This window comes from Niameybacter massiliensis, from assembly GCF_001282685.1.
Taxonomy (GTDB): Bacteria; Bacillota; Clostridia; order Lachnospirales; family Cellulosilyticaceae; genus Holtiella; species Holtiella tumoricola.
The window spans coordinates 2,715,124-2,739,913 of sequence record NZ_LN875035.1 but is presented as its reverse complement, the minus strand read 5'-3'; the positions used below and the strand labels follow the sequence as shown (position 1 = coordinate 2,739,913).

General features: G+C 34.5%; 20 protein-coding genes, 12 tRNA genes and 2 other annotated features. Of the genes, 28 read left to right on the top strand and 4 right to left on the bottom strand.

The window, feature by feature from the left end; translation table 11 throughout:
* Positions 1–7: 7 nt before the first annotated feature.
* The 5 genes from BN2390_RS18515 to BN2390_RS18495 all read left to right on the top strand — a co-directional run bounded on the left by BN2390_RS18515 (position 8) and on the right by BN2390_RS18495 (position 6,457).
* Positions 8–2,452 (top strand): ATP-dependent Clp protease ATP-binding subunit, encoded by a 2,445-nt coding sequence (locus tag BN2390_RS18515; RefSeq protein ID WP_053985777.1) that lies wholly within the window; start codon positions 8–10, stop codon positions 2,450–2,452.
* Positions 2,453–2,536: 84 nt separating this feature from the next.
* Positions 2,537–2,950 (top strand): hypothetical protein, encoded by a 414-nt coding sequence (locus tag BN2390_RS18510; protein ID WP_053985776.1) that lies wholly within the window; start codon positions 2,537–2,539, stop codon positions 2,948–2,950.
* 225 nt (positions 2,951–3,175) lie between these two features.
* Positions 3,176–4,546 (top strand): DNA repair protein RadA, encoded by a 1,371-nt coding sequence (gene radA, locus BN2390_RS18505; protein ID WP_053985775.1) that lies wholly within the window; start codon positions 3,176–3,178, stop codon positions 4,544–4,546.
* A 220-nt stretch (positions 4,547–4,766) separates the two neighbouring features.
* Positions 4,767–6,146 carry a YeiH family protein gene (locus tag BN2390_RS18500; RefSeq protein ID WP_053985774.1) on the top strand — a complete coding sequence of 460 codons (1,380 nt, stop codon included), beginning with the start codon at positions 4,767–4,769 and terminating at the stop codon, positions 6,144–6,146.
* Between the two features lie 23 nt (positions 6,147–6,169).
* Positions 6,170–6,457, top strand: a complete 288-nt coding sequence (locus BN2390_RS18495) for a hypothetical protein (protein ID WP_053985773.1) — start codon at positions 6,170–6,172, stop codon at positions 6,455–6,457.
* A 173-nt stretch (positions 6,458–6,630) separates the two neighbouring features.
* Here BN2390_RS18495 and BN2390_RS18490 read toward each other — a convergent pair whose 3' ends face one another.
* The gene (locus BN2390_RS18490; protein WP_053985772.1) at positions 6,631–7,377 is read right to left on the bottom strand and encodes a copper homeostasis protein CutC; all 747 of its coding nucleotides are present in this window, start codon (positions 7,375–7,377) and stop codon (positions 6,631–6,633) included.
* Positions 7,378–7,479: 102 nt separating this feature from the next.
* Positions 7,480–7,824 carry a copper homeostasis protein CutC gene (locus BN2390_RS18485; RefSeq protein WP_053985771.1) on the bottom strand — a complete coding sequence of 115 codons (345 nt, stop codon included), beginning with the start codon at positions 7,822–7,824 and terminating at the stop codon, positions 7,480–7,482.
* A gap of 154 nt (positions 7,825–7,978) precedes the next feature.
* Between BN2390_RS18485 and BN2390_RS18480 the strand changes: the two genes are divergently transcribed.
* Positions 7,979–8,458 carry an NUDIX domain-containing protein gene (locus tag BN2390_RS18480; protein WP_053985770.1) on the top strand — a complete coding sequence of 160 codons (480 nt, stop codon included), beginning with the start codon at positions 7,979–7,981 and terminating at the stop codon, positions 8,456–8,458.
* Between the two features lie 108 nt (positions 8,459–8,566).
* Here BN2390_RS18480 and BN2390_RS18475 read toward each other — a convergent pair whose 3' ends face one another.
* Positions 8,567–8,971: a nucleoside triphosphate pyrophosphohydrolase family protein gene (locus BN2390_RS18475; protein WP_053985769.1), complete on the bottom strand. Its 405-nt coding sequence runs from the start codon at positions 8,969–8,971 to the stop codon at positions 8,567–8,569.
* A gap of 197 nt (positions 8,972–9,168) precedes the next feature.
* Here BN2390_RS18475 and BN2390_RS18470 point away from each other — a divergent pair, with 197 nt between their 5' ends.
* The 22 genes from BN2390_RS18470 (at position 9,169) to BN2390_RS18360 (ending at position 23,812) form a co-directional block, all read left to right on the top strand.
* A complete protein-coding gene (locus tag BN2390_RS18470) occupies positions 9,169–9,849 on the top strand; it encodes a YgjP-like metallopeptidase domain-containing protein (protein WP_053985768.1) in 681 nt (226 codons plus the stop codon).
* 289 nt (positions 9,850–10,138) lie between these two features.
* Positions 10,139–10,211: transfer RNA gene (locus BN2390_RS18465), tRNA-Ala, on the top strand.
* 272 nt (positions 10,212–10,483) lie between these two features.
* Positions 10,484–11,525: a sequence feature (23S ribosomal RNA rRNA prediction is too short), on the top strand.
* Positions 11,526–11,642: 117 nt separating this feature from the next.
* Positions 11,643–11,713: transfer RNA gene (locus BN2390_RS18455), tRNA-Trp, on the top strand.
* Between the two features lie 220 nt (positions 11,714–11,933).
* The gene (locus BN2390_RS18450; RefSeq protein ID WP_053985767.1) at positions 11,934–13,781 is read left to right on the top strand and encodes an ABC transporter ATP-binding protein; all 1,848 of its coding nucleotides are present in this window, start codon (positions 11,934–11,936) and stop codon (positions 13,779–13,781) included.
* 4 nt (positions 13,782–13,785) lie between these two features.
* Positions 13,786–15,624 carry an ABC transporter ATP-binding protein gene (locus BN2390_RS18445; RefSeq protein WP_198524946.1) on the top strand — a complete coding sequence of 613 codons (1,839 nt, stop codon included), beginning with the start codon at positions 13,786–13,788 and terminating at the stop codon, positions 15,622–15,624.
* A 44-nt stretch (positions 15,625–15,668) separates the two neighbouring features.
* Entirely contained in the window at positions 15,669–16,160 is a 492-nt protein-coding gene (locus BN2390_RS18440) for an NUDIX hydrolase (protein ID WP_053985765.1), read from the top strand.
* Between the two features lie 119 nt (positions 16,161–16,279).
* The gene (locus tag BN2390_RS18435; protein ID WP_053985764.1) at positions 16,280–16,978 is read left to right on the top strand and encodes a MerR family transcriptional regulator; all 699 of its coding nucleotides are present in this window, start codon (positions 16,280–16,282) and stop codon (positions 16,976–16,978) included.
* Positions 16,979–17,046: 68 nt separating this feature from the next.
* The gene (locus tag BN2390_RS18430) at positions 17,047–17,733 is read left to right on the top strand and encodes a MerR family transcriptional regulator (RefSeq protein WP_053985763.1); all 687 of its coding nucleotides are present in this window, start codon (positions 17,047–17,049) and stop codon (positions 17,731–17,733) included.
* 239 nt (positions 17,734–17,972) lie between these two features.
* Positions 17,973–18,045, top strand: a tRNA-Ala gene (locus tag BN2390_RS18425).
* A 24-nt stretch (positions 18,046–18,069) separates the two neighbouring features.
* A tRNA-Asp gene (locus BN2390_RS18420) sits at positions 18,070–18,143 on the top strand.
* Between the two features lie 8 nt (positions 18,144–18,151).
* Positions 18,152–18,224: transfer RNA gene (locus tag BN2390_RS18415), tRNA-Val, on the top strand.
* Positions 18,225–18,242: 18 nt separating this feature from the next.
* Positions 18,243–18,316: transfer RNA gene (locus BN2390_RS18410), tRNA-Met, on the top strand.
* A 207-nt stretch (positions 18,317–18,523) separates the two neighbouring features.
* Positions 18,524–18,784, top strand: a binding site (T-box leader).
* A 121-nt stretch (positions 18,785–18,905) separates the two neighbouring features.
* Positions 18,906–20,114: a tyrosine--tRNA ligase gene (gene tyrS / locus BN2390_RS18405; RefSeq protein ID WP_053985762.1), complete on the top strand. Its 1,209-nt coding sequence runs from the start codon at positions 18,906–18,908 to the stop codon at positions 20,112–20,114.
* Between the two features lie 183 nt (positions 20,115–20,297).
* A complete protein-coding gene (locus BN2390_RS18400; protein ID WP_053985761.1) occupies positions 20,298–21,188 on the top strand; it encodes a CPBP family intramembrane glutamic endopeptidase in 891 nt (296 codons plus the stop codon).
* Positions 21,189–21,305: 117 nt separating this feature from the next.
* Positions 21,306–21,377 (top strand) — tRNA-Asn (locus tag BN2390_RS18395).
* A 7-nt stretch (positions 21,378–21,384) separates the two neighbouring features.
* Positions 21,385–21,455 (top strand) — tRNA-Trp (locus BN2390_RS18390).
* Positions 21,456–21,480: 25 nt separating this feature from the next.
* Positions 21,481–21,553, top strand: a tRNA-Ala gene (locus BN2390_RS18385).
* Between the two features lie 27 nt (positions 21,554–21,580).
* Positions 21,581–21,654 (top strand) — tRNA-Asp (locus BN2390_RS18380).
* 8 nt (positions 21,655–21,662) lie between these two features.
* A tRNA-Val gene (locus tag BN2390_RS18375) sits at positions 21,663–21,735 on the top strand.
* Between the two features lie 21 nt (positions 21,736–21,756).
* Positions 21,757–21,830: transfer RNA gene (locus BN2390_RS18370), tRNA-Met, on the top strand.
* Between the two features lie 144 nt (positions 21,831–21,974).
* Positions 21,975–22,856, top strand: coding sequence for a GNAT family N-acetyltransferase (locus BN2390_RS18365; RefSeq protein WP_053985760.1), 882 nt, complete (start codon positions 21,975–21,977; stop codon positions 22,854–22,856).
* 98 nt (positions 22,857–22,954) lie between these two features.
* Positions 22,955–23,812: a DegV family protein gene (locus BN2390_RS18360; RefSeq protein ID WP_053985759.1), complete on the top strand. Its 858-nt coding sequence runs from the start codon at positions 22,955–22,957 to the stop codon at positions 23,810–23,812.
* A gap of 75 nt (positions 23,813–23,887) precedes the next feature.
* Here the strand turns inward: BN2390_RS18360 and BN2390_RS18355 are convergent, their stop codons facing one another.
* Positions 23,888–24,778: an anti-sigma-V factor RsiV gene (locus BN2390_RS18355; protein ID WP_330373821.1), complete on the bottom strand. Its 891-nt coding sequence runs from the start codon at positions 24,776–24,778 to the stop codon at positions 23,888–23,890.
* Positions 24,779–24,790 lie beyond the last annotated feature (12 nt).

The following is a 24,790-nucleotide window of genomic DNA, read 5'->3' as shown; positions in this document are numbered from 1 at the left end:
GAAACCCATGCAAAGTAAGTTTACAGTGCAAGCAAAAGCTGCCATTTCCTATGCACAGGAAATAGTAGAGCAGTTTAGACATAGTTACTTAGGAACAGAGCATTTGTTAGTAGGGCTTTTACATGTTAAAGATTCAATAGCGTGTTTAGCATGTGAGCAAGCCGGCATCGAGGAAGATGATGTTATAGAAAAGATGAGAGAAGTGCTTGGATTTGGTAACAAATCAAATGTTATTTCAAGAGACTATACACCTCGTCTTAAACGTGTGATTGAATCAAGTAGCAATATTGCAGCTCAAATGAATATGACAACTATTGGGACAGAACATCTTCTTATTGCTCTTCTAAAAGAAAAAAATAGTGTAGCGGTTAAATTGATAGAAGTATTAAATGGAGATCCAAGAGATATTACTTCTAAGATTTTAACCATGGTTTCAAATGAACCTTCAGTAAGTCCAGGGCAGTTCCATTCCCCACAAGGAAAAAGTAATATTAAATCAACAACACCAACATTAGATCGTTATAGTCGTGATTTAACAAAACTTGCTAGAGAAGATAAGTTTGATCCAATTATAGGACGTGAAAAGGAAATTGAAAGAATAACACAAATTCTTTCACGACGTACAAAGAATAACCCTTGTCTTGTTGGAGAGCCAGGAGTAGGTAAAACAGCTGTAGTAGAAGGGTTAGCTCAAAAAATTGTAGAGGGTATTGTACCAGATTTATTAAGAGAAAAACGTGTGGTGTCTCTTGATTTATCTTCTATGATTTCTGGAACGAAATATAGAGGTGAATTTGAAGAACGTATCAATAAAGTACTAGAAGAAGTACGTTTAGCAGGTGATATTATTCTTTTTATTGATGAGTTGCATACTATTATTGGAGCAGGTGCCGCAGAAGGGGCAATGGATGCATCTAATATTTTAAAACCATCATTAGCAAGGGGAGAAATTCAACTTGTAGGGGCAACGACCTTAGAAGAATATCGTAAACATATTGAAAAAGATGCAGCGCTTGAACGTAGATTCCAACCTGTAACTGTTGATGAACCTACTGAACTTGAAACACTTCTTATCTTAGAAGGTATTAAAGAAAAATATGAAGTGCATCATCAAGTGCAAATTACAAAAGAAGCGATTCAGGCAGCAGTACGTCTTTCAAGTCGCTATATAGCAGATCGCTTCTTACCAGATAAAGCAATTGATTTAATTGATGAAGCAGCATCTCGTGTACGTCTTAGAAGTTATACTTCACCAGAACACATTAAAGAATTAGAAGCTAAATTAGAGGAGTATGCACTTCAAAAAGAAGAGGCTATTATTAGTGAAGATTACTTAAAAGCTGGTGAAATTAAACGCTTAGAAGCTGAATTAAGAGAAGAAATTGTAAAAGCACAAGCTGAATGGGAAGCAACACATACAATAGAACGTCAAGCTGTGACAGAAGAAGATATTGCAACAGTTGTAAGTACATGGACTCACATACCAGTTATTAAACTGGCTCAAGAAGAAGCTGAAAGGCTTAAGAATCTAGAAAATATTTTACATGAACGCGTGATTGGTCAAGAAGAAGCTACAATAGCAGTAGCTAAGGCTGTAAGACGTGGGCGTGTAGGATTGAAAGATCCAAATCGTCCAATAGGTTCTTTCTTATTCTTAGGACCAACGGGTGTAGGAAAAACAGAGCTTACAAAAGCATTGGCAGAAGTCATGTTTGGCGATGAAAATGCCATGGTACGCCTTGATATGAGTGAGTATATGGAAAAACATGCTGTATCCAAACTTATTGGTTCACCACCAGGATATGTAGGTTATGAAGAGGGCGGGCAGCTAACAGAAAAAATAAGACGTAAACCTTATTGTGTTATTCTATTTGATGAGATAGAAAAAGCACATCCAGATGTATTTAACATTTTACTTCAGATACTTGATGATGGACATATAACAGATTCTACAGGAAGACGTATTAACTTTAAAAATGCAATCATTATTATGACTTCTAACTTGGGGGCTCGTAATATTGTTGAACCTAAGCGTGTAGGATTTATTTCTGTCAATGATGAGAAGAAAAACTATGAAGAGATGAAAAAGAATGTAATGGATGAGTTAAAACGTTCATTCAGACCAGAATTCCTAAATCGTATTGATGAGACGTTAGTGTTCCATTCTCTTACAACTGAACATATCAAACAAATTGCTGAAATTATGATTAAAGATTTAACTTCTCGTATTACCAAGAATGTAGGTATTCAAATTGAGCTTACAGCTGAAGCGCTTAATTTCTTAGCTGAAAAGGGATATGATAAGGCGTATGGAGCAAGACCTCTTAAACGTACCATTCAAAGTTATATTGAAGATAAGTTGGCTGATGAAATTCTTGCAGGGCATTTAAGAGAAGGGGACAGTGTATACGTAAATTTAGAAAATGACACAATTATCCTGAAAAAACAATAATCCTATACTTTTTATAGTAAATCGTGTATAATAGACATATATATAGATAAGTGTTGAATTTATTATTTAGTGGAGGGTTTTATCATGGCTGTTATTACAGAAATTATTCGTCTTAACGAGGATGGCACACTTAGTTTTGGAAATTATGACTTACAAGAAAAGACAAAAGTAAATGATTTTGAGGTAGATGGACGTTTCTATAAAGCAAAATCATTTTATGAGGTAACAAAACTCAAAAGAGATGGTGCACTTGTTTACGAATCGCTACCAGGTACAGCTGTACATCACTTTTCGGTAACAGACGAAGTAGTGAAGTTTGAAGTTGAAGGTAACAAAATGGCTCAAATTACATTAGAGATACAGCCAGATACTGAATATAAATTATTAATTGAAGATGTGCTTGTTGATCATGTTAAAACATCAAGTACAGGCAAAGTTGTTTTTTCAGTAGATCTTAATAAAGAACCTAAAAATGTAGTTCTTAAAAGAGTAGGCTAATTAAAGCAAGGGTCGTTCACGATGTGAACGGCTCTTTTAATTTATAGCAGATAGGATTTAGTTCTATAAAGTATAATGGGAAAAGACTTAGTAGTACAGAGAGTGACAGGTTATAGAATGTGTAGTTTGTAGAAATGTGATATGATAATAAGAAATGAAGTTTTTAAGAATACCTAAATAGGTTATACTATAAAAAGTTAGTTAATAAAAGGAGAAATATAGATTATGGCAAAACTTAAGCAAGTTTATGTATGCCAGCAGTGTGGCTATGAGTCAGGAAAGTGGATGGGAAAATGTCCAAGTTGCAATGAATGGGGCAGTTTGGTTGAAGAAGTAGTTGAGGCTAAAAAGACACCTTTAACTTCAAGTAGTGTAAAGGGGACAAGTAATGCTCCAATAAGACTTAAAGATATTAAGATAGAAAATGAAATTCGTACAACCACAGGTATGAATGAATTAGATAGAGTACTAGGAGGAGGGATTGTAAGAGGGTCTTTAATCCTTGTTGGTGGAGATCCAGGGATAGGGAAATCAACCTTGCTTTTACAAATTTGTGAAGAACTCGGTAGACAAGATAAACAAGTACTATATGTCTCAGGTGAAGAGTCTGTCAGTCAGATAAAAATGCGAGGGGAGAGATTAAATGTTCATACAAATAATCTAAATCTCTTAGCAGAAACAAATATGAACTTTATTGAAAACCAAATAAAAACAACTAAACCAGATCTTGTTATACTAGATTCAATCCAGACGGTCTATTGTGATGATGTTACTTCAGCACCAGGAAGTGTGAGCCAGGTTCGTGAAGCGACTCACAAGTTAATGAATTTAGGTAAGGGATATGGTATTACTATTATGATTGTTGGACATGTAACAAAGGAAGGTGCACTTGCAGGCCCAAGAGTCCTAGAACATATGGTAGATACAGTACTTTACTTTGAAGGGGAAAGACATGCTTCATTTAGAATACTACGTGCAGTAAAAAATCGTTTTGGTTCTACAAATGAAATTGGCGTATTTGAGATGCAAGATATAGGACTTAAAGAAGTTTTAAATCCTTCAGAGATTATGCTAGCAGGAAGACCTATGGATGTTGCAGGATCGTTAGTAAGTTGTTCACTAGAAGGAACAAGACCTATGCTCATAGAAGTGCAGGCATTAGCAAGTTTTACAAGTTTTGGGATGCCACGTCGTACAGCAACAGGTCTTGACTACAATCGTGTAGTCATCTTAATTGCAGTACTTGAAAAACGTGCAGGACTGGATTTAGGTAATTATGATGTTTATGTCAATTTGGCAGGTGGGCTTAGAATCAATGAGCCATCACTTGATTTAGCAGCTGCACTTGCAATTGCTTCAAGTTTTAGAAATACATCCATAGACCCTCATACAGTTATTTTTGGGGAGATTGGTTTAACCGGAGAAGTAAGAGGTGTGCCAATGGCAGAAAAACGTGTTATTGAAGCTGCTAAATTAGGATTCAAAATATGTATTATGCCAAAGGCTAATGTAGAGAAATTACCACCTATAAAGGGGATTAAAATAATAGGTGTATCGAATATTGGAGAAGCATTAGATGCTATTGCAGTGAGATGAATATTTATATTCATCTCTTTTTTTTATACCAAGAGAAAAATATTTACATAATTGATAGAGAGATAAAGAAATAGGTTGTATATAGTGTACAAAAATAAAATTTACTTTGTTATTTTATTGACGAATAAATATAACATATGCTATTTTTAAAGTATAAAATAACTGTTATTTTTTTAACAGTGGATATATTTGAAGAAACACAAAATATGGGAGGGAAAGTATGGATAACACAGCAGTAGTAGATCAGGTTGTTGATACTGAACAAGTAGTAGCAAGTAAATTTAAATGGTCAGATCTTTATAAGAATGAAGATTGGTGGGCTATTTGGTTAGGGTTTATTGTTATCACATTAGGATTTATCAGTGTAACAACTGAAGCTTTTACATTTAAGGGTGTAAAAGTAGCCACTTGGGGAACAGCAGAGAATCCATCAGTATTAAGTGTTTTAGCAGATGGTAAATTTATTATGGGTGTTGGGTTTACATTCATTGTTCTAGCGCTATTATTTAGTATTGGTATGAAATGTATGGGAAAAAGCCCTGTTAAATTTATAGCAGGATTTGCAGGTGTATTTTTATTAGCATTACTTGCGTATACATTAGCTGCACAAGTAACAATGAAAAATTATCTTGAGTATGCGTTCTGGGCACTTCTTATTGGGATGTTAGTATGTAATACCATAAAGACACCAGAATGGATAAAGCCAGCAATTCAGACAGAGTTTTATATTAAAACAGGTTTAGTAATTATGGGAGCGGAAGTACTTTTTTCAAATATTGCTGAATTTGGAATTTACGGACTTGGAATTGCGTGGTTAGTAACACCGGTTGTTATTATTTTCATGTGGCTTTTCGGTACAAAGTTCTTAAAGATCACAAATAAATCAATGGTTATGATTATTGCTTGTGCAACATCTGTTTGTGGTACATCAGCAGCAATTGCTAGTGCAGCAGCTTGTAAAGGGAAAAAGAATGACTTAACTTTCGCAGTTGGTCTTTCACTTATCTTTACTGTTGTTATGATGGTAGCAATGCCATTTGTTTGTAAGTGGATGAATATTGATCCAATGATTGGTGGGGCTTGGATTGGTGGTACTGTTGACTCAACGGGAGCAGTAGTATTAGCAGGTGAAGCATTAGGTCCTATAGGTGGTCAAGTAGCAGCACTTGTAAAAATGATTCAAAATATTTTAATTGGATTTATTGCTTTTGCAGTAGCAATTTTCTTTACAACAAAAGTAGATAACACAGCTGGAAATAAAGTAGGGGTTTCAGAAATTTGGCATAGATTCCCTAAATTTATTATTGGATTTGTATTAGCTTCAGTTGTATTTTCATTCTTAGTTGAACCAGCATTTGGTACAGAAACAACTAAAGCAGTTATTAAATCATTAAGTGGTTTTAAAGGATGGTGCTTCTGTCTTGCTTTTATGAGTATTGGTCTTGAAACAAACTTCAAAGAAATGGCAAGTCAAATGCAAGGTGGTAAACCACTTACACTATATGTAGTTGGGCAAGTATTCAACTTAATTTTAACTTTATTTGTAGCATGGCTATTATTAAGTGGTATCTTCTTACCAATTCCTAATATTATCGCTTAAACTAAACAGAGGAGAGGATTATTGTGAAACAGGCACAAATAGTTAAAGTATTAAATTACATAGCTCTAGGAATTTTCATTATTATAATAGGCTGTGCAATCTATATTATGCAAAATGATATAGGATTAATAGAAGGACTAAACTTTGGTCCAGGATCATACTATTATAGTGACATTCCAGGTTGGGAAAAATATTTCTTTAATCATAGATTCGTGCAGAACTTAAATCCTCTTCTTATTATAGGATTATTTTGCGGATGGGGATTTATATGCTGGAAAGCATGGGTATACTTAGATACAAAATTAAAATAATAATTCTCATAATAAAAGGGTTGTTGTGAAACAGCCCTTTTTACTATGAGAAAAGAAACAGTTTTAGTAATGCTATAAAAGTAAGTGGAAAGGGTATATGTAAAAAGATATATATATATATATATATATATAGAAGAAACTCCTACAAAAATATGTAGGAGTTATAGAGGAGATTAAAGCGTTTCAAGAACTTGACGAGCGGCTTTTACTTCTTCAGGATTAGTTTCATAGATGATTGATTCATCAATCGATGGCAAGCCCATATAAACATTAGGATTTCTATGTGTACTTAAAGATGGACGAAGTGTTTTGGCAGATAAATGAACGCTGGTAGCACCTGTTGTAGTTAAAATTTCTTTTAAGTTTGAACTTGTAACACCAGCTCCAGGCATAATGTCAATACGGCCATTAGCAGCTTCTATAAGTTGTTTTAATAATTCACGACCTTCGTAAGCATTAGCAGCTTGACCAGAAGTAAGGATTGTATGGAAGCCAAGTTCTATTGCTTCTTCTAAGGCGCGGAAAGGGTCAGAGCATACATCAAATGCACGATGTAATGTTAGATGCATACCATTTGCCAGTTCAACTAGTGGCTTAAGACGTTCTATATCCAAGTGACCGTCTGGTGTAAGGGCACCTAGTACAAGGCCATCAACCATTAACTCACGACATGCTACAACATCTCTTTTCATTTGTTCGAATTCTAGGTCAGAATAAACAAAATCTCCAAAACGAGGACGAATAATAGCATAAGCAGGGATATTGGCAACATCTTTTACCATTTTGATAAGGCCTGTACAAGGTGTAACGCCACCTATCATGAGATGACCACATAGTTCAAGTCGAGTTGCACCATTTGCAGCAGCTATAATAGCAGATTCAGCAGAATCAATACATATTTCTAAGTTAAAATCTTTCATAAATTAACCTCTTTCTTTTGTAAATACTTGCTGTTATTGTTGCCAGTATAACTTAGGAATGACTGTGTTTCAAGGAGAAAGGGTGATTTTGTAGGTTAAGAATTAGAAAGTATGGTATAATAAATTNCGTTCTATATCCAAGTGACCGTCTGGTGTAAGGGCACCTAGTACAAGGCCATCAACCATTAACTCACGACATGCTACAACATCTCTTTTCATTTGTTCGAATTCTAGGTCAGAATAAACAAAATCTCCAAAACGAGGACGAATAATAGCATAAGCAGGGATATTGGCAACATCTTTTACCATTTTGATAAGGCCTGTACAAGGTGTAACGCCACCTATCATGAGATGACCACATAGTTCAAGTCGAGTTGCACCATTTGCAGCAGCTATAATAGCAGATTCAGCAGAATCAATACATATTTCTAAGTTAAAATCTTTCATAAATTAACCTCTTTCTTTTGTAAATACTTGCTGTTATTGTTGCCAGTATAACTTAGGAATGACTGTGTTTCAAGGAGAAAGGGTGATTTTGTAGGTTAAGAAGTAGAAAGTATGGTATAATAAATGTAGGAATACAAAGAGAGTGGGGGACAGGATGTATATACGACCAAGGGCAGCGGCTATTATCTTAAATGAGCAGCAAGAGTTACTTTTATTGAGACAGAAGAACCCAGAGACAGGGTTTGAATGGTGGACACTTCCAGGTGGTGGTATGGAGCCAGAGGAAAGTGTTATTGATACCATTGTAAGGGAAGTAGAAGAAGAATGTAATGCTAAGTGCAGACCACTTAGATTAATTTATATGAGTGAATACGTTGACTATGAGCTCGATACACATCATTTAGGTATGTTCTTTTTAACTGCAATAGAAGATGAAAGTACAATTAGGGCAGGATACGATCCAGAAGTTGAAGTTCAATTTATTAAAGAATGTCGTTTTGTATCTAAGAAAGAAATTCAAACATCCAAAATTCCGATTTTTCCACCAGTATTTAGAGAACAATTTTGGAATGACCTAGAAAATGATTTTAAAAACTGTGAAGTTTATCAAAGAGGCATGATTTTAGAAGAATAAATGTTAAAAAATTCCAATTTATACACAAAATGTGGATAAATTGGGGATAAGTATAAAAATAAGTCTTTAAAAATCATAATTTATGATTTTTAAAGACTTATTTAAATGCTATTTTAATGAATATTTCCCCAAAATATTTGTACGTGCCTTTTCATTTTCTACGACAGAAGAAAGTGAAATGCCTAATGTATTTGCAAGGGCTCCTAGATAGAATAGGACACGTCCCATTTCTTTTTCTATGGATTCATTACAATCAGGGCATGGATAGCCTTCAAGATGAGTACTTAGAAGGGATTTTAATTCCTCGGAACTGGAAATGCTAGAAAAATCTAATTGTTGCTTAGCAGTTTCGAGTTTTATACACCCGCACATAGTTGCTGATTTTGATATGGCTCGGTTTAAACGAGCAGAAGCATCTTGTAATTTTGTCATTTGATCTAGTATACTTTTATTGCGTAAAATTAAGTCATCTATAAAGTTCTGAAATTGTTCAAGTTCAGTAGACTCTATCATTTTAAACATCACTCCTAAACCATAACGTTGGTGTATCTTTAGATAGTAGTATAGCATAAATGGAAAAATTTTGAAAGTTGTAAAACTAATAGATGGATAAAAAAACCAAAAAAAAATATACAAACTTTTAGTGAATTTATGTTATAATACTACATTGTACAGTAAGAGGACAGAATATATAAGTAAAGAGGTATGATATGAAACTAAGTTTTAATTTTGAAGGAACCAAGATCGATTATGACCTAACATACAAAAAAAGAACTAGCATTGCTATTAATGTAGATGAAGATGGTAGTGTTAAAGTGTTAGCTCCTGTAGGTACACCTCTATTTAGTGTCATGGATAAAGTAAAGGGGAATGCAGATTGGATCTTAGGTGAACTTTTACGTATACAACGTGCAAAAGAATATGCAAATCACTGTATGTATTTAGGTAAAAACTATGGAATTGAATTTGTAGAAGATGAAACAAAGGAAAATCCTGTTGTTAAATTAGTAAGAGGAAAATTTGTTGTTGAAGGACAAAATATTACTAAAGAAACAATGATGTTGCCTTTATGTGAATGGTACATAACAAAAACAATGAGTAAACTTAAAGAACGCGTAAAAGTTTATAATGAGCAATTTGAAAAAATGCCAAAGAAAGTTGATGTGAAAATACTTCAAAATAGACTTTGGTATATAGACGAAGATCAAATCATTTTCGATGTGAATATTGGAGTAGGCCCTGTGAATTTAATTGACAGTGTTTTAGTAGAAGCACTTTGTAGATTTAATGGAATCGAAGATAGTAATAGTGTTTTAGCTAAAATGGTACCTGAATCAGAACAAGCAAGAGAATGGGTAAATATAAATAAAGATCGTTTTATCTTTAGATAATGCTTTCGAGTATTATCTTTTTTCTATAAATTCTATAATGGATATAACTTATAGAAAAAAGATAAATAGATATTAAGAAGAAGTTTCATGTGTATAAATAATATAGCATGTAACTTCTTTTTTTATACTAAGAAAGTTGAGAATTTACAGGAAAAATATAGGAAAGTTTGATTTAAAAAAGACGACAAAAAAATGCAGAAAAACTGTTGACATACATATGCACTTTTAGTATACTTCATAGAGTCAGCGGCGGGCGTAAAGCACTGACACAAATAGAATATCCCATTTTGGGGGCGTAGCTCAGCTGGGAGAGCACCTGCCTTGCACGCAGGGGGTCAAGGGTTCGAACCCCTTCGTCTCCATTGTCCATAATTGGACAACATTGTACTTTGAAAACTAAACATAATCAAATAATAGATTTGAAAGAAATTTTGAATCTACAATTTAACCGATAACGAAGTTCTTAATTTATTGAACGTTAGTGAAAATAAATTTTAGAAATTCGAAATACTAATATTACAGATTGTTAGTTTCGTAGAAACGTTACAAGATGTTATATGAGTGAAATTAATACTTATTCTGTTATATTTAACAAGAACAAGGCAAATATTCAATGACACAATCATTGTATATAGGTCAAGCTACTAAGAGCGTAGAGTGGATGCCTTGGCACCGAGAGCCGATGAAGGACGTGATAAGCTGCGAAAAGCTACGGGGAGTTGCAAATAAACTTTGATCCGTAGATGTCCGAATGGGGAAACCCGGCTGAGCAAACCTCAGTCATCATACAGCCAATANACCAGTGAAGATGCTGGTTACCCGCGACAGGACGGAAAGACCCCGTGGAGCTTTACTGTAACTTGATACTGAGGTTGGGTATTACATGTACAGGATAGGAGGGAGGCTAAGAAGTGTGGACGCCAGTCTGCATGGAGCCGCCGGTGGGATACCTCTCTTGTAATACTTAACTTCTAACCATAGCCCGTGATCCGGGTTTGGGACAATGTCAGGTGGACAGTTTGACTGGGGCGGTCGCCTCCGAAAGAGTAACGGAGGCGCTCAAAGGTAACCTCAGAATGGTCGGAAACCATTCGTAGAGTGCAAAGGCAGAAGGTTGCTTGACTGCGACACCGACGGGTGGAGCAGGTACGAAAGTAGGACTTAGTGATCCGGTGGTATGAAAGTGGGATTGCCATCGCTCAACGGATAAAAGCTACCCCGGGGATAACAGGCTTATCTCCCCCAAGAGTTCACATCGACGGGGAGGTTTGGCACCTCGATGTCGGCTCATCGCATCCTGGAGCTGAAGCAGGTTCCAAGGGTTGGGCTGTTCGCCCATTAAAGCGGTACGCGAGCTGGGTTCAGAACGTCGTGAGACAGTTCGGTCCCTATCCGTCGTGGGCGTAGGAAGTTTGAGAGGCGTTGTCCTTAGTACGAGAGGACCGGGATGAACAGACCGCTGGTGCATCTGTTAGGCTGCCAAGCCTATAGCAGAGTAGCTAAGTCTGGAGCTGATAAACGCTGAAGGCATCTAAGCGTGAAACAGACCTCAAGATAAGACTTCCCATCCAGAAATGGAGTAAGACCCCTTGTAGACTACGAGGTAGATAGGTTGGAGGTGTAAGCATGGTAACATGTGTAGCTGACCAATACTAACGGTTCGAGGGTTTGACCTAGATATGAAAATCTTAACGAACGTAAGTGAGTTTAGAATTTCAATCGTTCTGCTGTAAGTAGAACATCCTTGTTTTAAAATGGTTATGTTTAGTTTTGAAAGTATAAACCTTTCATATAGGGGCATAGTTCATCGGTAGAATAAGAGTCTCCAAAACTCCAGAGGAGGGTTCGATTCCTTCTGCCCCTGTTCAAAAGCTTAAGTTCAAAAGAACTTAAGCTTTTTTATTAAGATAAAATATATAGAGTCATTAGTAGATAGGACTACTTAAAATTTGATAAATTATAAAAGAGATCATCCTAGATGGTCTCTTTTTTCTTTAAATAAACATTTTTATTGATAAGTTAGTATATTCTTGATAATATATGAAAGTATACATAAATTTAACAACATGGGGGTAGGTGAGATTATGAATCAGGAAGAAAAGAAGAAGCCTAAATATAATGTAGTAAGTAATGCAGTTTTTACATTTAAAAAGCTATGGGAATGGGATAAATTAATTTTATTCTATATTTTAGGGAAGATGCCTATTATTGTATTATTACCATTATGTGGTGTATACCTTCCCAAGATTATAGTAGGAGAGATTGAAAATGGGGCAAATGCAAGGCAGATGATTTACTCGGTATTAAGTATAGCAATAGCTATGCTCATATTGACCATACTTCAACGATTTATACAGGAAAAGACTAGTTTGCACACGTTAGAAGTTACTAAGAAGATGGAACAGACGATTTCTTCAAAGGCAATGGCCATTCATTATGAGAAAATGGATAGACCTCATACACAAGTTATGATTAAGAAGGCTTATGATATTGCTCATGGTGGGGAAAATGAAGGCATTCAGGCACTGTTGATTCTTTTTATAACTATTTTTGCAAATGGATTAGGTTTTGGTGTTTATACAGGGATTTTAGGAACCCTAAATCCACTTATCATTGTTTTTATTATTTTAACTACAATTGTAAGTTACTTTGTAAGTAAGGCGGTGAATACTTGGGTATTTCGTAATAGAGATAAATGGTTGAAGCTAGATTTGAAATTAGTTTATCTTACATATAAGTCAAGTTCCTTTGAAACAGCTAAAGACATACGCTTGTACAATATGAAAAAGTGGTTCTATGGTGCATTCCATAAATTTATGAATAGAAGAATCAAATGGACTGTAAAAATGCAGCTTTTCTATTTCTTAAATAATGTAGTAGAGGCGATTATGGTTTTACTAAGAGATGGCCTTGCCTATGGCTATCTTATTTATTTAGTATGGAAAGGTAGTATTTCAGTATCTGACTTTGTTTTATACTTTGGCATTATTTCAGGATTTGCTTCATGGTGCTCAGCAATTATTACCAGTTTAGCTAAGGTAAATCAGATAAGTCTAAATGTATGTGATTTTAGGGAGTATCTGGAACTAGAAGAGTATGAGCTAGAACAAGCAAGTGAAAAAATGATTTTAGATAAAGGTCAGCCATGTAGGATTAAATTAGAAGGTGTAAGCTATCGCTATGAAAGTGAAGATAAAGCAACCCTTAAAAATATCAATTTAAGTATAAATGCTGGTGAAAAAATAGCAGTTGTTGGAGCTAATGGTGCAGGGAAAACAACTTTTGTCAAATTGATTTGCGGCCTATATACACCGACAACGGGTAAAATTAGTGTAGAAGGATATGATTTAGCAAAGGTAAATAAAAGTACATATTACGAATATTTAGCACCTGTTTTTCAAGATATTCGTCTATTACCAATTTCTATTAAGCAAAATATAACTTTATGCGCAGAACATGAGGTAGATGAACCACATCTTCTAAAATGCCTTAAACTTTCAGGAATGGACAAGGTTATTAAGAAGTTTCCAGGTGGACTTGATACGCTTTTAATAAGGGATATGAATGAAAAGGCTGTGCAATTATCAGGTGGAGAAGAACAGAAGTTGATGTTAGCAAGGGCGTTATATAAAGATGCACCTATTATGATTTTAGATGAACCTACAGCAGCCTTAGACCCTATTGCTGAAAATGCAATGTATTTAAAATATAATGAGTTAACAGCCCATAAAACATCAATCTTTATTTCTCATAGATTAGCGAGTACAAGATTTTGTGATCGGATTATATTGATTGAAAATGGTGAGATTATTGAAATGGGAACTCATGATGAGCTTCTAGCATTAGGTAAGAAGTATGCCAATATGTTCGAAGTACAGGCAAAATATTATAAAGAACAGGAGGAGAGAGAACAAGATGAGTGTATTTCTTAGTAATATGAAACGAGAAATAAGCCTTATAGTAAGAGGAATGAAAGTTATACATCGTGTACAGCCTTGGCTACTCGTTGTCTCTATAGCTTCTGGAGTATTTTCTTCAATTTTACCGTTTATTACAATTTATTTTTCCTCATTAATCATAAATGAGTTAAGCTTACCGTCAAGGAATTTTAAACATATTATGGGGCTGGTTGTTTTAACCCTTGTACTGAACTTAGTATGTAGACTGATAGTGAATTTCCTTGCTCAGATGTTTGATACATTACAGTATGTATTAGGGCACAAAAATCAGTTAGATTTAGCAGACAAAGGTTACCAACTAGATTATGCAGATATGGATGATACGAATATACGTCAAATGCGTGAAAAACTGAATAGAGGGCGCTATTATAAAGGCATTGTAGCCATTGCTTTTCAGTTAAATACTTTGACATTGAATTTATTTTCAGTAGTTATTTCCATATCGTTAATGATAGAGATGTTTATGACAAGAAGTATAGGAACAAGTAGATTAGATCTACTGATGAATTCACCTATAGCAGGTATTCTATTGATTGCTCTGTTAGTGATTTCAATTCTTTATAGTATTAAGATAAATGCTATTTCACAAAAGAAGCAGTTTGAGGCGATGAATGAATCAGGTCCTCACTTTAATTATGACCGTTTTTATACCTATCAACTTTCAACGGAATATAATGCGGGAAAAGACGTTCGTTTATATGGTCAAAGACCTTTAATAGAAAATCAAATTAATTTTCACTTAAGCAAAATTCTTGGATTCCAAAGTAGTGTACCAGAGTTTGGGGCTAAATATGGCACAATAGGAAGTGGAATACAAGTTATTGTAAATGTAGCAACCTATCTTTTTGTTGGTTTAAAAGCACTACTAGGTGCGTTTGGTGTAGGAAACATTGTACTTTATACAGGTGCTATTACTCAGTTTGGGACAGGTTTTACAGGTGTTATGCAGACATTATCTAATATTAAGCAGAATACAGATTATTTACAATGGTATTTTGACTTTGTTGATCTTCCTAATCGTAAGGAGTCTGGTACACAACCGGTTGATCTAGAAACTATGAAACATGGGATTATTGAATTTAAAAATGTAAGTTTTAAATATCCTGGTAGTGAACACTATAGTTTAGAAAATATCTCTATACGATTTAATGTAGGAGAAAGGGTTGCTGTAGTTGGTAAAAATGGATCTGGCAAAACAACTTTTATTAAGTTACTCTGTCGTTTATATGATCCTACAGAAGGGGAAATCTTATTGAATGGTATGAATATTAAAGAATATAACTACCAAGAGTACTTAGCGAGTTTTTCTGTAGTTTTCCAAGACTTTAATTTATTTTCTTTTACACTTGGAGAAAACATTGCTGTATCTTCAGAGTATGATGAAGAAAAGGCTATGGATTGTGCAAATCGTGCAGGGCTAGAAAAAAGAATGGAAAGTTTTGAAGATGGGCTTCATACACAGCTTTATAATGAAATATCAGAAGAAGGTGTTGAAATTTCAGGAGGGGAAGCTCAAAAGATTGCTATTGCCCGTGCCTTATATAAAGATGCACCATTTATTGTATTAGATGAACCAACAGCAGCACTTGATCCTCTTGCAGAAGCAGATATCTATGCAAGGTTAAATAGAGATTTAATCCAAAATAAGACAGCTATTTATATTTCACATCGACTCTCAAGTTGTTGCTTCTGTAATCAGATTGCTGTATTTGAGCAAGGAAGATTGATACAGCATGGTACCCACAAGGACTTATTGGAAATAGAAGATGGACTGTATCATGAATTATGGAATGCACAAGCTCAGTACTATGCATAAAGTAGGTAGAAGATGAGATAGAAGTATATTTCAGGAGGTGAATGATGGAGCAGGATTACAATAAGGATTGTTGTATGACAGCAGATACAAACTGGTTTCGCTATCGTGCAGCAGCAATTATTATAGAGGATGGATGTATTCTTTTGGCCAGTAATGAAACAGCTGACTATTTTTACTCTGTAGGTGGTGGTGTACATATGGGTGAAACAGCGGAAGAGGCAGTCATAAGAGAAGTGTATGAGGAGACAGGTATCACATATGAAGTTGAGAGATTAGCTTTTATACATGAAAATTTCTTTAAAGGTAATGGAAGTATAGAGGGATTGGATTGCCATGAGGTTGCTTTTTACTTTCTGATGAAACCACGTGGGACACAAGAACTAAAGAGTGATAGTTACTGTGCAGATGGGAAAGAGTTTATGAACTGGATTCCAATAAGTGAATTAGAAAAGTATAAAGCCTATCCAAAATTTTTTAGAGAAAAGTTAAATAATATAGCTCATCAAATAGAACATATTGTTACAGTAGAAGATTAATAATGATAGAATGGAGTACCTTCAAAGCGAAGTTACTCCATTTTTTATGAGTTTTTTTGGAAATAGTTGACCTTCTACTTAGTGGAAGGTGTAATATAGGTATATATGGAGGGATTATTATGCGTATAAAAGAAGTAGAAGAACTTACAGGGATTACAAGTAAAAATATAAGATTCTATGAAAAGGAAGGTCTGATTACACCTGATCGTAATAGTCAAAATAGATACAGAGAGTATTCAGAAGAAGATATACGTATTTTAAAAGAGATTAAGCTTTATCGTAAATTGGATATTTCAATAGAAGATATTAAGCTTATCCAAAAAGGTGTTATTTCTATCGAAGGTTGTATGGATAAATACGCTGACTATATGGATAAAAAGATAAAGGAAATGAATAGAGCAAAAGAAATTTGTGTGGAGATAAAAAGAGATGTTATAAAAGAACAAGACCTTGATATAGATATCTATTTAGAGAAAATAGAACACTATGAAGCAAGTGGTAATAAGTTTGTAGATATTGCAAAGGATTTTATACATAAAGCTAAAGGGTGTATGCCACCAAGTTATAGTTTTTGGTTTGAACCTGATGAACCTATCATTAACAAAAAGGATTTTACACTAGAACTATGTAAGTATGCAGATATAAATAAGTTGAATCTGACTATTTTAAGAGAGAGTATGGAACCAGTTGTTCAAATTAATGGTGAGAAGTATTTTTGCATGTTGGAAACGCCACGAATGCTTAGGTTTCCGTTTTCTATTTTTTTCACCCCTAATACTTATGGATTTAGGTTCGTTTATATTTATAAATATGAATAAAATATATAAAAAGTATTGACTTTCTACTTGGTGGAAGGTGTAGGGTTAAGGAAAGGGAGGGAGTTTACATGAAAATACAAGAACTCGCACAACAAACTAATCTTACAAAAGGTGAAATCATTTTTCTAAGAAAAGAAGATTTATTAAAACAAAAAGAAGACTATGAGGCACAAGATGTAGATACCATTAAAAAAATCCAGCTGATGAGAAAGTTAGAGGTTGCACATAAAGATATTTTGTGGATGCAAAAAGGTATTTTACAACTTAATCAATGTCTAGAACAACAACTTCAGAAGTTACAAGAAAAAGACAGTTCTAAAACATCTTCATGGGTAAGTATAGCAAAAGAAATAATAGAAAAAGATACAAATTATAATTTAATAGATGCAAATTATTATTTGAGTAAAATAAATAGGTTAGAAAAAGGAGGAGGAAAGTTTGGAAGTCTTAAAGGAGATTTCTTAACGAGAATTAAAGCAACTATACCTCCTAATAGTGAAAAATGGTTTGAACCAGATGAACCCATTATTAATCGTCATGATTTTACAGTAGAACTATGTAAATACGCAGAAAAAAATAAAGAACAATTAACGATCTTAAAAGAAGGCATGGAACCTATCGTAGAGATCAATGGTGAACGCTACTTGTGTATGCTAGAGTCACCCCGTATGCTTAAGTTCCCATGGTCTATATTCTTTGCTACAAGTTCAAGCTTCGGATTTAAATTTGTATATATGTATAGATACATGGGATGAATAGGGTGATTATGATATAAAAACTAAAAGTAGTTACTAAAGTAAATTTGATGAGTAGAGGCTATGCAACGATCTCTAGAAAGCGTAGAGTAAGCATAGCCTTTTAATTTTAAATATAAACATTTTAAAGCAACAAAAAAATCTTTTAAAATTTTAAAAAGTCTCTTGACATAAAGCTAGTTTTAGTGCAAAATAATACAAGTCAGCAGCGGGTAATACCGAAGCAAATAGCAACTTTTGGGGGCATAGCTCAGCTGGGAGAGCACCTGCCTTGCACGCAGGGGGTCAAGGGTTCGATTCCCTTTGTCTCCACTATCCAATAGGATAACAAAAGTTGGCCCAGTGGTACAGTTGGTTAGCACGCCGCCCTGTCACGGCGGAGGTCGAGGGTTCGAGTCCCTTCTGGGTCGTTTAATGTGGTCGCTTAGCTCAGCTGGGAGAGCACCTGCCTTACAAGCAGGGGGTCATAGGTTCGAGCCCTATAGCGACCATGTTTTAAAACATCATATGGCGGAATAGCTCAGTTGGCTAGAGCACATGGTTCATACCCATGGTGTCGGCGGTTCAAATCCGTCTTCCGCTACTTCTTGAAGGTAGATACTTATAAAGTATCTACCTTTTTTGTATATAAAATTCTACTTATTAGCAGATAAGGGTTAGAAAAGGCTTATTTTGGTGTTGTTGAAAAAAGGGTTGACATTTCATTGGTTAAGGCATATGATAGTTGTAATTTAATTGATGCATAACGAAGACTTATAGTTATAAGACTATATTTCGGAGTATAAGATGAAGAAAAGCGATGATAAGAACAAGTAATAGTAAGTAACGCATACAGAAAGTAACCGGTTGATGAGAGGTGCATGTACGTGCTAGCTATGAATACATCTTTGAGCTTCACACCGAAACCTGAGGGAAAGTAGGCTGTGACGGATTCCTGCACACGTTATAGTGCTAGAGTATTATCCCTTGTTAGGGCGTACTTGAAGAGGTAGATCATGTGAATGATCTATAAACTAAAGGTGGTAACGCGAGAGTAGCTCTCGTCCTTTTAAATTTAAAGGACGTGGGCTTTTTTTATGTTTATCTTTCGTAAAAGCGTTTCTAAGTCTTATAGAACTTGCTTATATTAAACTCAAACTTTAAAACTATTTAAATTAAAAGGAGTGTTGAATATGAGTAAATCTACAAAGGAACAAATGCGTATTATTACAAAAGGGGTACAAACCTTAGTAAATGAGGCAGAGCTTGAGGCTAAATTAATCAAGGCAGAAAAGGAAAATAAACCATTAACGATTAAGTTAGGATTAGATCCAAGTGCGCCAGATATTCACTTAGGCCATGCAGTTGTTCTACGCAAAATTAAACAAATGCAAGACTTAGGTCATCGTGCAGTTATTGTTATTGGGGATTTCACAGGAAAGATAGGAGATCCTACAGGTAAATCAAAAGGTAGAAATGCCTTAACCACTGAACAAGTAGAGGCAAATGCAAAAACTTATGCAGAACAAATCTTTAAGGTATTAGATAAAAATAAGACAGAGGTTCGTTTTAATAGTGAATGGCTCTCTAAATTGAATTTTGAAGATGTATTAAGACTTGCAGCGACCACTACTGTTGCACGTATTTTAGAACGTGATGACTTCCAAAAACGTTACAATAACAATACGCCTATTGGAATTCATGAATTTTTCTACCCTCTTATGCAAGCTTACGATTCAGTAGAATTAGAAGCAGATATTGAACTTGGAGGAACAGACCAAACATTCAATATTCTCATGGGAAGAACATTACAAAAGACTATGGGACAGGAACAGCAAATTGCTATGTTTATGCCAATACTAGAGGGGCTAGATGGTATAGAAAAAATGAGTAAAAGTCTTGGAAATTACATCGGTGTGAGTGAACCTGCAAACATTATGTTTAAAAAAGTGATGGAAGTACCAGATGAACTCATTATCAAATACTTTGAATTAGCAACAGATGAACATCCAGACCGTATTGATGAAATTAAACAAGCATTATCCAATGGGGAAAATCCAAGAGATATTAAATTAGAATTAGCACGTATTATTACGGGCTTATACCATTCAAGAGAAGAGGTAGAGGGTGCTATCAGATACTACGAAGAAGCATTTAGTAAAAAGGCTATTCCTACAGATTTACCAGAGCTTCAAATAGGGAAAGAGTCAAATACATTACTAGATATAGTATCAAGTTTAGTAGAGGCAGGATTTGTTCCAAGTAGTAGTGAACTAAGACGTATTGTAAAACAAAAAGGTGTACAACTTAATCAAGAAGAAGTAGTGGATCTTAGTAGGTCTATTCAATCAGGAGATATTTTGAAAATAGGAAAGAAAAAGTTTGTAAAACTTATTAAATAACAAATTAAGATGAGAAGCAACCTAGGGAGAGTTAAAACTTAGATTGCTTTTTATTTTTGAGTAAATAAATAATTTGAAATAGTCTTAAAAATAATATTGGTATATAATGGTAGTTGGACGGGCAAAAGGATTATATGGAGTTAATGCGAGTATAAGTGTAATAAAGAAAGTAGGGGGGAAATAGTGAAGGAAAAAGCAAAAAGCATTGGTACAGTTTTTGGATATTTGATGGTCTACTTAGGTATTCAATTGGGTATTAATTTTGTTATTCAGGTAGTTGCAGTTGTAAATGTAGCAATAGGTATGGAAGAAAGTGCCTATTATGAACTCATGAATAGTGGAGAAGCATTTAGCCAAATAGTATTAGAAATGGTAAAACCCTATACGTTTTATGTTGTTTTAATTTGTGATCTTATGGTGCTAGGAATCATATGGCTAGTAGCTAAATGCCGTAAGCAAAAGTTAAGAGATAAAATATGGATTAAAAAAATAAATACTAAGATTGTTGGACTAAGTGTGCTTATTGGGATAGGAGTATATGCTTTTAATATAGGAGTAGTAGAAATTTTAGGGAATATAGAGTTATTTAGGTTAAGTTATGCAGCCCTTCAAGATGTTTCAAGTATAATAAAAGAAATGCCTTTTGCGATAGGAATAATGATTGTAGGGATTATAGCACCTTTTATAGAAGAAGTTCTATTTAGAGGGATTATTTTTCAAGCTTTAAAAAAGAACTTTGATATAGCAATCGCAATTGTAGTTCAAGGATTAATTTTTGGTTTAGTTCATATGAATGGTATTCAAGTTGTATATGCTACACTAATAGGTATTGTGTGTGGCTATGTGGTATATCGTACAGGCTCTATATGGAGTGGTGTGATCATTCATATTGTAAATAATTGTATTTCGTGTTTATATACCTATATGAATATGGGGGAGAATGGTATTTTTTATTCTGTTATTGTAATACTTATGATATTAGGTGTAGGATGTATTGGTATAGGAATATATAGTATAAATAGGGTAGAAATTAAGAATAAAGTAGGAGTGGAAATGACTAAAACCTTTGAGTAATCAAGGGTTTTAATAGAAACTTAAACTAGCTTAAAAATTTTTTGTAAAAAAATATATTTTAGCGTTGACAAGTGTCAATGGATGATGTAGAATAAATCTTGTCAGTGAGGCAAACATTCCTCGATAGCTCAGCGGCAGAGCATTCGGCTGTTAACCGAAGGGTCGTAGGTTCGAACCCTACTCGGGGAGCTTATATAGGGGCATAGTTCATCGGTAGAATAAGAGTCTCCAAAACTCCAGAGGAGGGTTCGATTCCTTCTGCCCCTGTTATGGCTGAGCTGACATTCCTTTTGGGGGCGTAGCTCAGCTGGGAGAGCACCTGCCTTGCACGCAGGGGGTCAAGGGTTCGAACCCCTTCGTCTCCACTATCCAAATAGGATAATAAAACGATTGGCCCAGTGGTACAGTTGGTTAGCACGCCGCCCTGTCACGGCGGAGGTCGAGGGTTCGAGTCCCTTCTGGGTCGTTTAATATGGTCGCTTAGCTCAGCTGGGAGAGCACCTGCCTTACAAGCAGGGGGTCATAGGTTCGAGCCCTATAGCGACCATGTTTATTTAAAACATGATATGGCGGAATAGCTCAGTTGGCTAGAGCACATGGTTCATACCCATGGTGTCGGCGGTTCAAATCCGTCTTCCGCTACTTAGTAAAGCAGATACGATATATCGTATCTGCTTTTTTGTGTATAAAATTAGATTTAATAGCTACTTCTCATAAATGAGTAAAATGGTTTATAATATAGTTAGAATATTTTATTATTATAATCTTAAGTATGAGGGGATTACTATGGGGACATTGCAACTTATTGAAAATTACTTTTGGAACAAAACATACCGAAAAAGCTTTAATGATTTAGCTCAGGCAACTTTCGGATTAGATTTTGAAGTATGGTATCAAAAGAGATATTTTAAAGGTAAATATAAAAGCTATGCTTATGCAATTGATGAAGAAATCATTGCAAATGTATCAGCAAATGAGATGCACGTGGTTATTAATGGAGAAGAGAAGAGAGCTATTCAAATAGGTACAGTTATGACAAGGGAAGATTGTAGAGGAAATGGTTTAGCGACAAGATTAATGAATCATGTAATTAACATATATGAGGATCAATGTGATTTTATCTATTTATTTGCTAATAAGACAGCATTAGAATTTTATCCCAAGTTTGGATTGAAGCCTATTATGGAGAAAAGTTATAGATTGAAAGCAGAAGATATAAGAAAGCAAGAAAGTATGATTATAGAGCTTCAATCAGGGACACACTTTACAGATAGACTGATAGAGCGGTTAATTAATAATCGTACACCTATTTCAAATAAGTGGGGTATTGTACAAGATAATTGGCCTTTAGAGGTTTATTGTAAAGATGGATTTAAAGACAATTTATACTATATAAAAGATGAAGATATCATGATAATAGCTATAAGAGAGGCAAAGGTATTACATCTATATGATGTGATTAGTAGTAAACCTTTTGTATTAGATGATTTATTAGAAAGGATAGTTATACAAGAGGATGAAGAAATTGAATTTCACTTCATACCAGAGCTTGTGAGATATATTCCAATAAGTACACGTATAAAGAGGGAAGATGATACGCTATTTATTAGGGGATTAACGTTAACAGAATCTCAAGATGTATTATTTCCTATGACGTCGCACACTTGATATAGTTTTAAAAACTACTTGAAATGATTAAAGAAATGATATATTATTGTAATTAATAGAATTTTAAATAATACGTAGTAAAAAGTGAGGGTAAAATGATGAATAAACAAAAAATTGCTTTATTAGTGGATACATGCATTGATGTACCTGCAGCACTTGTTGAACAATATAAGATGTATACAATCCCTCTTAAAATTATTTACAGCGATGGTGAATACTCAGATGGTGTAAATATTACAGCCGATGAAGTTTATAATAGACTGAAAGTAGAAATCCCTAAAACATCTTTACCAAGTAGTATAGAGGTTATGGAAAAGCTGGACCAAATCAAAACAGATGGTTATGAAAAAGTGCTTGCAGTAACGTTATCAAGTGGTCTTAGTGGGACACATAATTTAGTTACAATGCTTGCTAAAGAATATGATGGATTAGATATTAAAGTAATCGATACACTTAATATTGGGATTGCAGCGGGATTTAGTGCAATTCAAGCAGCTAAGTATATTGAAGAAGGTATGGAGTTTGAAGAATTAGTAGAAACGGTACAGAATAATGTACCTAAAATAAAAGTATTTTTCTGTGTAGATACACTTGAGTATCTTCAAAAAGGAGGACGCATTGGGTTAGTAGCTTCTCTTCTTGGAAATGCATTAAATTTAAAACCTATTATTTCTTGTAATCCAGAAGGCATTTACTATAATATTGCTAAAGTAAGAGGAAGAAAGAAATCACTTGATAAAATAGTAGATTTAGCAAAAGAATTTGCAGCAGAAGGTAAGAAGCTCAATGTAGCTGTTTGCCACGGTGGCGCACCAGAAGAAGCAGCAGGTGTAAGAAAGGCTTTAACAGAGGCACTTTCCAATATAGAAACTTATGTAGAAGGGCAGATTAGTCCAGCTTTAGGCGTACATACAGGACCAGGGCTTGTCGGTGTTGCCGTTCAAATTTTAGAGTAATAAATATAATAGAAGGGTGTCACCTAGGTGACACCCTTCTATTATACTGTAAGGAGAAGTGTAATGACTACTTGCCTATTTAATATAAGTGTTACTTACTAAAATATTTTGGAGAACTGTTGTTGGAATCTCAAACTCTTGAATACCCATGGCCCCTGGTCCAACTTCGTATTTATCAAAGGAAATCATAAGTTTGCCTTCAGTTGTAATGTAGAAGTTTTGATTCGCACTAATTTTATTAAAACCATCAATTGCATCAAGATCACCTTCTATCCAATAGATGAGACTATTATCTTGTGCCATACGTGTACGCATTTGTTCTTTAATATTTTCACTAATAAGCTCTATATAGCTAGAATCTTTAAAGAGACTAGGAAGTGTAATGAGTATTTCGTTTTGTTTATCGATAGTGTCATAGGTCATTGTAGTTGAAGAAGAAGCTGCAGTGTTTACTACATAACGGCCAATAGAAAGAATTTGTTCATTATCTGTTTTAATTTGATAGCCTGTATCTATACCCAGGTGTCCACCTTCAGGATAGGTTTTCATATGGGCAACATCTTTTTCAAATTGTTCAAAGAGCGCCTTATTTTCTTCAATATATTTATTATTAAGGGCCTCTTGTAATGCACCGTTATTTAAGCCTTCTACAATAGGTGTATTTAAAGTAGCTTCATAAGTATCTTCTTGGTATTTGATTTGATCAAATGTTATAACTTTTACTAATACACCTAAACCAGGGATTGTGCTGATGGTATCTGCAAAAGTAGGACTGATATTACATATGCCAACAAAACCAATAGTGAGTGCGGCTACTGATGTGAGTAGATTTCGACTCCATTTTCTCATTTTAATCACCCTTTCATTTGAGGCAGAGCCTCTTTGAATTGCTTTATATACAACTTGATCTAACTCTTCTGGAATTTCAATTTTTTCAAGATTTTCATGTATCATTTTCTTAATCATATGCATTCACCT